This window comes from Micromonospora sp. NPDC049799, assembly GCF_040656655.1.
Classification (GTDB): Bacteria; Actinomycetota; Actinomycetes; order Mycobacteriales; family Micromonosporaceae; genus Micromonospora.
Map to the genome: position 1 here is coordinate 1 of NZ_JBFAMU010000166.1, position 9,885 is coordinate 9,885.

Annotated in this window: 12 protein-coding genes; 2 read left to right on the forward strand and 10 right to left on the reverse strand. The window is 73.8% G+C overall.

All coding sequences use genetic code 11. From position 1 onward, the window contains the following. Nucleotides 1–54 precede the first annotated feature (54 nt). The 3 genes from AB0I76_RS14900 to AB0I76_RS14910 are packed head-to-tail and all read right to left on the reverse strand — an operon-like array spanning nt 55 to nt 4,225. The gene (locus AB0I76_RS14900) at nt 55–1,368 is read right to left on the reverse strand and encodes a low temperature requirement protein A (RefSeq protein ID WP_357034759.1); all 1,314 of its coding nucleotides are present in this window, start codon (nt 1,366–1,368) and stop codon (nt 55–57) included. Between the two features lie 43 nt (nt 1,369–1,411). Further along, on the reverse strand, nt 1,412–2,710 hold the full coding sequence (locus AB0I76_RS14905; RefSeq protein WP_357034740.1) for a low temperature requirement protein A: 1,299 nt from the start codon (nt 2,708–2,710) through the stop codon (nt 1,412–1,414). Between the two features lie 57 nt (nt 2,711–2,767). Further along, nucleotides 2,768–4,225 (reverse strand): PLP-dependent aminotransferase family protein, encoded by a 1,458-nt coding sequence (locus tag AB0I76_RS14910; protein ID WP_357034742.1) that lies wholly within the window; start codon nt 4,223–4,225, stop codon nt 2,768–2,770. Nucleotides 4,226–4,283: 58 nt separating this feature from the next. On the opposite strand from AB0I76_RS14910, the gene AB0I76_RS14915 reads away from it, so the two are divergent. Together AB0I76_RS14915 and AB0I76_RS14920 are read left to right on the forward strand one after the other, a co-directional pair. Further along, nucleotides 4,284–4,934: a hypothetical protein gene (locus tag AB0I76_RS14915; RefSeq protein WP_357034744.1), complete on the forward strand. Its 651-nt coding sequence runs from the start codon at nt 4,284–4,286 to the stop codon at nt 4,932–4,934. A gap of 120 nt (nt 4,935–5,054) precedes the next feature. Beyond that, a complete protein-coding gene (locus AB0I76_RS14920; RefSeq protein WP_357034745.1) occupies nt 5,055–5,516 on the forward strand; it encodes a hypothetical protein in 462 nt (153 codons plus the stop codon). A 57-nt stretch (nt 5,517–5,573) separates the two neighbouring features. Here AB0I76_RS14920 and hisF read toward each other — a convergent pair whose 3' ends face one another. The 7 genes from hisF to AB0I76_RS14955 all read right to left on the reverse strand — a co-directional run. Continuing rightward, the gene (gene hisF / locus AB0I76_RS14925) at nt 5,574–6,341 is read right to left on the reverse strand and encodes an imidazole glycerol phosphate synthase subunit HisF (protein ID WP_357034747.1); all 768 of its coding nucleotides are present in this window, start codon (nt 6,339–6,341) and stop codon (nt 5,574–5,576) included. Nucleotides 6,342–6,408: 67 nt separating this feature from the next. Continuing rightward, nucleotides 6,409–7,407 (reverse strand): NADP-dependent oxidoreductase, encoded by a 999-nt coding sequence (locus tag AB0I76_RS14930; protein ID WP_357034749.1) that lies wholly within the window; start codon nt 7,405–7,407, stop codon nt 6,409–6,411. 46 nt (nt 7,408–7,453) lie between these two features. Then, the gene (locus AB0I76_RS14935) at nt 7,454–7,885 is read right to left on the reverse strand and encodes an organic hydroperoxide resistance protein (protein WP_357034761.1); all 432 of its coding nucleotides are present in this window, start codon (nt 7,883–7,885) and stop codon (nt 7,454–7,456) included. A 5-nt stretch (nt 7,886–7,890) separates the two neighbouring features. After that, complete coding sequence (locus AB0I76_RS14940; RefSeq protein ID WP_357034751.1) at nt 7,891–8,373, reverse strand: MarR family transcriptional regulator; 483 nt, start codon at nt 8,371–8,373, stop codon at nt 7,891–7,893. A gap of 118 nt (nt 8,374–8,491) precedes the next feature. Then, on the reverse strand, nt 8,492–8,881 hold the full coding sequence (locus tag AB0I76_RS14945) for a Rid family hydrolase (protein WP_357034753.1): 390 nt from the start codon (nt 8,879–8,881) through the stop codon (nt 8,492–8,494). Continuing rightward, nucleotides 8,878–9,603, reverse strand: a complete 726-nt coding sequence (gene priA, locus AB0I76_RS14950) for a bifunctional 1-(5-phosphoribosyl)-5-((5-phosphoribosylamino)methylideneamino)imidazole-4-carboxamide isomerase/phosphoribosylanthranilate isomerase PriA (RefSeq protein ID WP_357034755.1) — start codon at nt 9,601–9,603, stop codon at nt 8,878–8,880. Before priA ends, AB0I76_RS14945 begins: the two co-directional genes overlap by 4 nt. 16 nt (nt 9,604–9,619) lie before the next feature. Next, on the reverse strand, nt 9,620–9,885 hold a 266-nt coding region (locus AB0I76_RS14955), incomplete at its 5' end, for a hypothetical protein (protein WP_357034757.1).

Genomic DNA, 9,885 nt, shown 5'->3' on the forward strand with positions numbered 1-9,885 from the left:
GCCGTGCTGGGACCCCGCCGCGGGGCCCCCCCCCGGGGGGGGGGGCCCACGGCGTCACAGGTGCTCACCCCGCCACCGGGTCTGGTCGGCCTCGGCGGCGAGCTGCTCCTCCAGCGCCACCTGCCGGACGTGCCGCCGGCGTGGCGTGTCGACGACCGTCTGCACCACCGTCGCCGAGGCCACCACGAGCGCGAGCACCGCAAGCGCGATCAGCTCCCGGAGTCGGGCCGCGACGGGCGTCAGCAGGACCAGCACCGCCACCGCCGCGACGGACGGCCAGCGCACGATGCCCAGCACGCGCCGGCCGAGGGCGACCAGCGTGAGCAAGTAGACAGTGGCCCCGCCGTGGAGGACGAGGGCCCCGAAGATCCCGAGCCGCTCGCCCCACCGGGGGGTGGCCGGGTCGGCCGCCTCGGCCAGCTGGCCCTTGAGGCCGAGCGCGAACAGGATGATTCCCGCGATCAGCGGCAGGTGCAGGTACGTGTAGGCGTCGCGGGCCAGCCGGAGCCGGGCGACCCGCTCCCGGGTGCGGTGCAGCGTCTGCTCCAGGGCCAGGGCGAGCGTGTCGAAGTACGACCACCAGAACGACGCGACGACCACGATGCCGAGCGTCCCCGCGAGGACCACCGGCCAGCTGAGCGGCAGGCCCGCGGTGAACCCGGGGCCGAAGCCGAGGGCGATGATCGACTCGCCCAGCGCGACGAGGATGATCAGGGCGTGCCGCTCGGCCAGGTGGCCGGCCGAGACCACCACCCAGCCGGTGCCCCACAACAGCAGGCCGACGCCGTACTCGACCGCCAGGGCCGCGATCCACAGCCCGAGCCGGACGCCGATCGCCACCCGTTCGTCGGTGAACCGCTGCGGCACGAGCGCGGCGGTGGCGATCAGCACGGTCGCCACCACGGGCGGGAGCGCGAGCAGCAGCCAGTGGCGGCGCAGCTGCGGGTCGGCGCGCACCACCCACCCGAGGACGCCCACCTGGGCGGCGCGGACGACGAAGTAGCACGCGGCGAAGACCAGCGGGCCGGGCAGCCCGCCGGGCTGGTCGACGAAGGCCTGCGGCATGCCGACCGCGAGAACGAAGAGGGCGGCCGTGGTGAGGAACCCGATCAGCGGTATGACACCCTGGTCGGTCCGGACCACGTTGCCCAGGGCGGCGAACCCCGTCCAGCACCACCAGAGCAGAGCCAGCACCAGCAGTCCGTGCGCCAGCCCTCGGGCGGTGGCGTCGCTGGCGGTCAGGGTGGTGACGGTGAGGAAGGCGAAGACGAAGACGAGGTCGTAGAAGAGTTCGAGGCGGGTGGTCCGCGAACCCGGCGCGCTCGGCCGGATCCGCCGCGACCACCGCACGTTCCCCGCGCTCTCCACCACCTCGGCAGTCTCCCAGCCCGGCGAGCGTCCCCAGGCAGGTTCACAGGTGTCGCCCCCGCCACCGGTTGGCCTCGGCCTCCAACGACTCCTGCTCCACCAGCGCCGTGTCGCGTACGTGGGCGCGCATGTGGCGGGTCCCCCGCAGGCGGACCAGCACCAGAAGTCCCACGAACCCGGTGAGCAGGACCAGGGCGGTCAGCGGCGGGAGGCGGTAGGCCAGCGGCGCGGCGGCGGCCACGAGGGCACCGGCTCCCAGCGAGAGGCCGTCCAGCCGGCGGAAGGCCCGCCACTCGACCGCCACCAGGGCCAGCAGGAAGACCACCAACCCGCCGTAGAGCACCAGCAGGTCCAGGCCGCCGAGCGCCTCCCGCGCGGCGGCGCGCGGCGCGGTGATCACGCCGCTGAGCAGTCGCTTCAGCCCCAACGCGACCAGGATGATCCCGACGATGAGCGGCAGGTGCAGGTAGGTGTAGACGTCGCGCGCGAGCGGGATCCGCTCCGGCCCGCGTACGCCGTGCAGCACCTGCTCGACGGCCAACGCCAGCAGGTCGAAGTAGAGCCACCAGAGCGTCGCGACGACCGCGATGCCGAGGACGGCGGCCACGATGATGGACACCGTGATGGGCCGACCGGCGCGGCTGGTCGAGCCGACCCCGAGTGCGATCACCGACTCGCCGAGCGCCACCAGCACGATGAGCGCGTGCCGCTCCGCCCAGTGGCCCACGGAGCGCAGCCGCCAGCCGGTGCGGGTGAGCAGGAGCCCGACGCCGTACTCCATGAGCAAAGCCACCACCCAGAGCGCGAGCCGCACGTCGCGCTCGTGCTCCGGCGTGAGGCGCTGCGGCAGCGTCGCCGCCGCCAGGATGACCAGGGCCCCACCCATCGTGGGCACGGTGAGCAACGCCGACCGGCCCACCGCCGCGCGGTTGGGCGGGATGGTGGTCCACAGCGCGACCACCTTCACCACCCACGTGACCAGGTAGGCGCACGCGAAGACGAACGGCCCGTACAGCCCGCCGGGCTCGTCGCGGAACGCCACCGCCGTGGTCAGGGCGAGCACGAACACCGCCGCCATGATCAGGAAACCGACCACCGGCATGATCCCCTGGTCGGCCCGCACGACGTTGCCGAGGGCGGCGAACCCGGTCCAGCACCACCAGAGCAGGGCCAGCACGGCCAGCGACTCCAGCAGCGTACGGGGATTGAGATTGGCCGAGGTGAGCGTGGTGACGTTGAAGAACGCGAAGACGAAGACCAGGTCGTAGAAGAGTTCGAGGCGCGTGACGCGGGTACCTGGACGACCCCAGCTGATCAGCCGCGACCCGCCGCTCCCGCCCACCCCGGCAGTCTCCCAGCCGGCGCCCGGTCAACCGGGACCTTCGGAGAATCACCGCCCTCAGGCGATGACGGCGGGTTCCCGCCACCGGGGGCGCGCGGCCCGGTCCAGGTCGTACCGGACCGCGGCGATGCGACCCACCGCCTCGACCAGGTCGGCGGCGGGCAGGGTGAAGGGCAGACGCAGGAACCGCTCCAGGGTCCCGTCCAGGCCGAACCGGGGGCCGGGCGCCAGGCGTACGCCGACCTCCTCGGCGGCCCGGGCCAGCGCGCTGGAGATCGGGCCGTCCAGCTCGGCCCAGAGGGTCACGCCGCCGTGGGGCACCGTCACCCGCCAGTCCGGCAGGCGCTCGGCGAGCGCCGCGAGCAGCGCGTCACGCTGCACGGTGAGTTGGGCCTGACGGGCGGCCACGATGGCCGGGCCTTCGCGGAGCAGGTGCACGGCGACCAGTTGGTCCAGCACCGGGCTGGCCATGTCGACGCCCACCCGGGCGGCGGCGAGCCGCTGCACCTGCGGGGCGGAGGCCCGGATCCAGCCGATCCGCAGGCCGCCCCAGAAGGGCTTGCTCATCCCGCCCACGGTGACCACCCGGGAGTGCCGGTCGAAGCTGGCGGTGGGCGGTGGCACCACGGTGCCGTCCAGCGGCAGGTCCACGAAGGACTCGTCGACGACCAGGTCGGTGCCGACCGCGTGGGCGGTGGCGACCACCCGTTCGCGCAGCTCCGACGGCATCAGGTGACCGGTCGGGTTCTGGAAGTCGGGGATGAGGTACGCGAGCTTGGGGCGGACCTGGCGGAGGCTGCCGAGCAGCAGGTCGGCGTCCCAGCCGGGCTCGGTGACCGCCAGGCCGTGGGTGGTGATCCGGGCCCGTCGGGCGGCGAGGGCGGCCAGCGCGTTCGGGTAGCTGGGTGCTTCCACGAGCACCGTGCCACCCGGACTGTGCGCGAGCCGGAGCACCAGGTCCAGGGCGTGCTGGGTGCCGTTGGTGACCATGATCTGCTCCGGCGAGGTGGGCAGACCCCGCTCGGCGTACGCCTGGGCCACCGCCTCCCGCAGCTCGATGATCCCGGTCGGGTGGTAGCCGGCGCCGCCCAGGTAATGCGGCAGGTCCTCGGCAGCGGCGCGCGCGGCGGGCAGCAGCTCCGGCGGGGCGGCGAGCGCGGCGACGCCCAGGTCGATCATCTCGCGGTCGTCGGAGGGGGTCCACAGGCCGGTGCTGGCCACCCGGTGGTTGCCGGGGAGCATGGTCCAGCTGCCCGCGCCCCGGCGGCTGGCCAGGTGGCCGCTCTCCCGCAGCTCCCGGTAGGCGGCGGTGACGGTGGTCCGGCTGATCCGCAGCGCCTCCGCCAGCTCCCGCTCGGCCGGCAGGCGAACGCCCAGGGGCAGGCGTCCGTCGGCCAGCAGGCCCCGGACGGCGCCGGCGAGAGCGGCGTAGTCGGGACTGCGCCGTCGGCCGGGGAGTGCATGCCACTGCCCGAGCAGCCGCGCCAATTGGGCGCCACGCACCTGGCTCGTCATGCCACCCCTCCAGTATTGGCCTCTCCTGGGCCGTCAATTGGCCCCTAGAGTGGCATGCGTGAGACTGATTGGCAATCTCCGGCACCGGCCGGCACGGCGACTGACCCAGCTCTACGCGGGCCTGGTCCTCTACGGCCTCAGCATGGCCCTGATGATCGAGTCCGGGCTCGGCCTCAACCCCTGGGACGTCTTCCACGAGGGCGTCTCGAAGCGGACGGGTCTCACCTTCGGCACGGTGTCGATCCTCGTCGGCGCCGCGGTGCTGCTGCTCTGGATCCCGCTGCGTCAACGCCCCGGCCTCGGCACGGTCAGCAACGTCCTGGTGATCGGGCTTGCGGTGGACGCGAGCCTGGCCCTGCTGCCGCCGGACGGCCCCCTCCCGGTGCGGATCGGGCTGCTGGTCGCCGGCATCGTGGGCAACGGCGCGGCCACCGCGCTCTACCTCGGCGCGCGTTTCGGCCCCGGCCCCCGCGACGGCCTGATGACCGGGTTCGTCGCCCGCCGGCCCGGGTGGTCCATCCGCGTGGTGCGCACCGTCATCGAGATCATCGTGCTGGCCCTCGGCGCGCTGCTCGGCGGGACGGTGTGGATCGGCACCGTCGCGTACGCGCTCGCCATCGGGCCGCTGACCCAGTTCTTCCTGCCCCTCGTCACCGTGCCCGAGCCTGCCCCGCCTTCCGCGCGCCCGGCGCCGGCCCCGGCCGTCTGAGCCCCCCCGACGGCCGCGGCGCCGGTCGCACCAGAACCGTGGGTGTCCGGACCGTCGGCGGTGCGTCGCGACGTCGGCTCAGGTGTTCCCTTCCACCGCGCCGCCCTGCAGAATCCCCACATGGGGGAGAACGGATGGCGTTGGAGCGACGCCTGGATCTTCGTCTCGCTGGTGATCGCGAGCGGCGCCGGACGACACCGGCGGGCCGCGTCCAGCCGCCGACCCGAGGGTGTACGCCTCGCCGACGTCCTCTCCACCGCCGACCACCTCAACCAGGCGATCCCGGAGCGCCACGAGGTGGAGCACGCGGTGCGCCGGCTCGTCGGGGCGGGGTTGGTGAGCGTCTCCGACGGATGGTTCCGGATCACACCCGACGGTGAACGGCTCTGGCGCACCCGTCCGAACGCCGGCCTGGCCACCACCGTCGACACCGTGCAGAGCGCGTTGAGCCGCCGGCACATCCCGGGCAGCGCGGAATGGCACCTCGACGAGGAAGACCACGCGGCGGCCGTGCAGGAGTACGCGGTGCGCTCGATCCCGTCCCCCCGACGCTCCCCGGAGAACGGGCCCGGAGCGGGCTGAGCGGCCCGGGAGCGCGTGCGCCCGTACCGCTGCCGGCAGGCCGCCGGGCGCGAACCGTCAGCGGACCGGGTGGCCCGCCCCGCGCAGCGCGTCCTTGACCTCCGCGACGGACAGCTCACCGAAGTGGAAGACGCTCGCCGCGAGCACCGCGTCCGCGCCGGCGGCGATCGCCGGCGGGAAGTGGGCGACCTCGCCGGCACCACCGCTGGCCACCACCGGGACGTCCACCACCCGGCGCACCGCGCCGATCAGGTCGAGGTCGAAACCGGCCTTGGTGCCGTCGGCGTCCATCGAGTTGAGCAGGATCTCCCCCGCGCCCAGCTCCGCGCCGCGCCGTGCCCACTCGACCGCGTCCAGGCCGGTGCCCCGGCGGCCACCGTGGGTGGTGACCTCGAACCCGCTGGGCGTGGCGCCGGCAGGCGCGCGACGGACGTCCAGCGAGAGCACCAGCACCTGCCGGCCGAACCGGTCGGCGATCTCGGCGATCAGCTCCGGTCGGGCGATCGCGGCCGTGTTCACGCCGACCTTGTCGGCGCCGGCGCGCAGCAGGGTGTCGACGTCGGCGACCCGCCGGACGCCACCGCCCACGGTCAGCGGGATGAAGACCGACTCCGCGGTGCGGCGGACCACGTCGAGCATGGTCCCCCGGTCACTGGAGGACGCGGTGACGTCCAGGAAGGTCAACTCGTCCGCGCCCGCGCGGTCGTACGCGGCGGCCAGCTCCACCGGGTCACCGGCGTCCCGCAGGTCGAGGAAGTTGACCCCCTTGACCACCCGCCCGGCGTCCACGTCCAGACACGGGATCACCCGTACCGCCACCGTCATGCCGTGAGCCTATCCAATCGGGAGGCGGCGGCGACCAGCCGGTGAGGCCGGCCACCGCCGCGTGGTGCTACAGCCGGACGAGCATCTTGCCGAGGTTCTCGCCGCGCAGCAGGCCCAGGAACGCCTCCGGGGCGTTGGAGATGCCGTCGACGATCGTCTCGTCGTACGAGATGCTGCCGTCGCGCAGCCAGCCCGCCATGTCCTGGACGAACTGGTTCCGCAGGCCGCCGTGGTCGCCGACCAGGAAACCGCGCAGGGTCAGCCGCTTGCCGATGACCAGCGCCAGGTTGCGCGGCGCGGCCGGCGGCTCGGTGTCGTTGTACTGCGCGATCATGCCGCAGATCGCGGCCCGACCGTGCAGGCGCATCGACGAGATCGCCGCCTCCAGATGGTCGCCACCGACGTTGTCGAAGTACACGTCGATCCCGTCCGGGGCGGCGGCCTTCAGCGACTCGCGGACCGGCCGGTCGTGGTAGTCGAACGCGGCGTCCAAGCCGAGCGCCTTCAGCCGCTCGACCTTCGCCGCCGAGCCCGCGCTGCCCACGACGTGCGCGGCGCCCTTGAGCTTGGCGATCTGCCCGACGAGGCTGCCCACCGAGCCGGCGGCGGCGGAGACGAAGACGGTCTCCCCGGCCTTCATGCCGGCGACGTCCAGCAGACCGGCGTACGCGGTGAGCCCGGTCATGCCGAGCACGCTGAGGTACGCGCTGACCGGGGCCAGCGTCGGGTCGACCTTGCGGGCTGCCTTCGCGTCGAGCAGCGCGTACTCGCGCCAGCCGAGACCGTGCAGCACGGTGTCGCCGGGTTCGAGCCCGTCGGCCTCGCTCGCCACCACCTCACCGACAGCGCCACCGTCGAGCGGGGCGTCGAGCGCGAAGGGCGGCACGTACGACTTGACGTCGTTCATCCGCCCCCGCATGTACGGGTCGACCGACATGAACAGGTTGCGGACCACGACCTGGCCCGGACCCGGCGTCGGCACCTCCGTCTCGACGAGCCGGAAGGTGTCGGCGGTCGGCCAGCCCTGCGGGCGGGAGGCCAGGTGGATCTCACGGTTGGTGCGCACGGTGTCGTCCTTTCGTCGCGCGATCGAGGGGGACCGGGTGCGGCGGTCAGGCCGCCAGGGCCTCGCGGACGGTCAGGGCGACCTCGACGTTGCCACGGGTCGCGTTGGAGTAGGGGCAGACCTGGTGGGCCTGCTCGACGATCTGCTCGGCGGCCGTACGCTCCACCGCCGGCAGGTCGACCGCGAGGGCCACGGTCAGCCCGAAGCCACCGCTGCCGTTGGGGCCGATGCCGACCTCGGCCTCGACGACCGAACCGGTCACGTCGACCTTGGCCCTGCGCGCGACGAGCCGCAGCGCCGAGTGGAAGCAGGCCGCGTAGCCGGCGGCGAAGAGCTGCTCCGGGTTGGCGGCGTTGCCGACGCCACCCATCTCCTTCGGGACGGCCAGGTCAACATCGACCGTGCCGTCGGAGGTGCGGACGTGCCCGTCGCGGCCGTCACCGGTGGCCTTGGCGGAGGCGGTGTAGAGCACCTGCATGGTCGTCACTGCTCCTTCTGTCGGTGGATCGTCTCGGTGACCCGGTTCAGGGTGTCGCGGAGGGCGAACAGCTCGTCGGCGGTCAACCCGGTCGCCCGGGCCACGCCCGTCGGCACGTCGTCCATCCGGTCCCGCAGGGCCCGCCCCTCGGCGGTCAGCCCCACCTCCACCCGCCGCTCGTCGCGCACGGACCGCCGCCGGACCACCAGGCCCGCCGCCTCCAGCCGCTTGAGCAGCGGGGAGAGGGTGCCGGAGTCCAACCGCAGGGCCGCGCCGAGCTCGGAGACGGTGAGGCCGTCGGCCTCCCGCGCCTGCGCGTCGCGCCCGCTGTCGCGGGCGTCGCGCTCCCACAGGACCAGCAGCACCAGGTACTGCGGGTAGGTGAGCCCGAACCCGTCGAGGACGGGCCGGTACACGTCGGTGAGGGCGCGCGACGCCGCATAGAGCGCGAAGCACACCTGCCGGCGCAGCACCAGATCATCGGTCACGACGAAGAACGTAGCCTCCAATTAAATTGTGCACAACCTTTATGTCGAGGGGCCGACCGTGACCAGCGCCACGACCTTGGGCGGGGGCCGGGGGTCGTGCGAACCGCCGGCCGGCTGGTCAGCGGTCGCCGAGGTACGCCTCGAGCTCGACCTCGACCAGGTGGTCGGGGTCGAGCAGGCCGGCGACCACCACCATGGTGGCCACCGGGCGGACCGCGCCGAGGACCGCGTTGTGCGCCCGGCCGACCTCGTCGGCGTACGTGCGGTCGGTCACGTACAGGCGGGTCCGGACCACGTCGCCGGGTCCCGCGCCGACCTCCGCGAGCGCGTCCAGGGCGATCCGCAACGCCTGGGCGGTCTGCGCCGCCGCGTCCCCGACGTGGGTGACCACACCATCGACGGTGGAGGTGCAGCCGGCCGTGACGGCGCGGTCGCCGGCCCGGACGACCCGCGCGTAGCCGTACACCGACTCCCACGGCCCGCCCGAGCCGAGCCGGGTGACGGTCACGCCGTGGCCAGGGTTTCCAGCGCCTCGGCCACGGTGAACGCGCCGGCGTAGAGCGCCTTGCCGGCGATCACACCCTCCACGCCCACCGGCTCCAGGGCCGCCAGCGCCCGCAGGTCGTCCAGGGTGGAGACACCGCCGGAGGCGATCACCGGCGCGTCGGTGCGGGCGCACACCTCGCGCAGCAGGTCCAGGTTCGGCCCGCGCATCGTGCCGTCCTTGGTGATGTCGGTGACCACGTACCGCGTGGCGCCGGCCTTGTCCAACCGCTCGAGCACCTCCCACAGGTCACCGCCGTCGCGGGTCCAGCCCCGGGCGGAGAGCGTACGACCGCGCACGTCCAGCCCGATCGCCACGCGGTCGCCGTACTCGCCGCACACCCGGTCGCACCAGACCGGGTCCTCCAGGGCGGCGGTGCCGATGTTCACCCGGGCGGCGCCGGTGCCCAGGGCCGCGTGCAGCGACTCGTCGTCCCGGATGCCGCCGGACAGCTCGACCTTGACATCGAGCTGCCGGACCACCTCGGCGAGCAGGTGGGCGTTGGATCCCCGGCCGAACGCCGCGTCCAGGTCCACCAGGTGGATCCACTCCGCGCCGTCGCGCTGCCAGGCGAGCGCCGCCTCCACCGGGTCGCCGTAGCTGGTCTCGCTGCCGGCAGCGCCCTGGACGAGGCGGACGGCCTGCCCGTCGGCGACGTCCACGGCAGGCAACAGGGTGAGGGTCACGTCTCTTCTCCTCGGTTCACGTACGACGGTCCAGTGCGATCACCACGATCGCCGGCAGTACGAGCAGCAGCAACGCGATCAGGCCGATCCGCAGGGCCAGGTCGGGCACCAGCGACCAGATCAGGAACACCGCCGCCAGGGTCAGCAGCACGATCACGGCCCGCTCGCCGCGACTGTGCCGGTAGAGCCGGCCGGTCCGACCGCGTCGCAGGGTGGGCGTCACCCGGCGGACCAGCGCCCGACGGCGGGTCCGCCGGGCCACCTGCCGATCCCGCACGACCC

Coding starts and splice junctions, on each gene's coding strand:
- AB0I76_RS14910 (WP_357034742.1), bottom strand. CDS start 4,225: ATGACGAGCCAGGTGCGTGGCGCCCAATTGGCGCGGCTGCTCGGGCAG.
- AB0I76_RS14920 (WP_357034745.1), top strand. CDS start 5,055: ATGGGGGAGAACGGATGGCGTTGGAGCGACGCCTGGATCTTCGTCTCG.
- hisF (WP_357034747.1), bottom strand. CDS start 6,341: ATGACGGTGGCGGTACGGGTGATCCCGTGTCTGGACGTGGACGCCGGG.
- AB0I76_RS14935 (WP_357034761.1), bottom strand. CDS start 7,885: ATGCAGGTGCTCTACACCGCCTCCGCCAAGGCCACCGGTGACGGCCGC.